This window comes from Oryzifoliimicrobium ureilyticum (assembly GCF_037199735.1).
Classification (GTDB): Bacteria; Pseudomonadota; Alphaproteobacteria; order Rhizobiales; family Rhizobiaceae; genus Rhizobium; species Rhizobium ureilyticus.
In genome coordinates, this window is record NZ_JBBBVQ010000082.1 from 1 (window position 1) to 699 (window position 699).

Here is a 699-nt window from a genome sequence, read left to right on the forward strand (position 1 = left end):
ACGACAACGCACCGCACCTGGGGCTTCGGCTTGTGCTTCCTTTATCTGCGCAATGTCAAAGGCTTTGCATGGAATCACAAGCGCGTCCGGCGGATTTACCGTTCGCTTGAACTGAACCTGCGCATCAAGCCGAGAAAGCGCCTGGTGCGGCAAAAGCCGGAACCATTGATTGTCCCGGCGGGCCCAAACATGACCTGGTCAATGGATTTTATGTCTGATCAGTTGGCCGATGGGCGCAGCTTCAGGACCTTGAACGTTCTGGATGACTACAATCGGGAGGGGCTGGGCATTGAAGTGGACATTTCCATTCCGGCTCTTCGGGTTATCCGCACGCTTGAGCGGATCATAGAATGGCGTGGTCAGCCTCTGACCATCCGGGTCGACAACGGCCCGGAAAACGTGAGTGCCGCGTTGCAGATATGGGCATCAAAACGTGGGATCGGCTTGGAGTATATCCAGCCCGGCAAACCGCAGCAAAACGCCTATGTCGAGCGCTACAACCGAACCGTCCGCCATGAGTGGCTCGGACAATACATATTCGAAACGATCGAGGAGGCGCAGGATCACGCAACCCGCTGGCTATGGACATACAACAATGAGAGGCCCAACATGGCCATCGGCGGCATTACGCCCGCGATGAAATTAAAAACAGCCGCCTGAGGTCCAGTTGCGAAACCCACTAAAAATGGGATGATTACC

1 protein-coding gene is annotated in these 699 nt (G+C 55.4%); it reads left to right on the top strand.

Going from position 1 to position 699, the window contains the following annotated elements:
* On the top strand, positions 1-660 hold a 660-nt coding region (locus VQ830_RS28725; protein ID WP_337271541.1), incomplete at its 5' end, for an IS3 family transposase.
* Positions 661-699 lie beyond the last annotated feature (39 nt).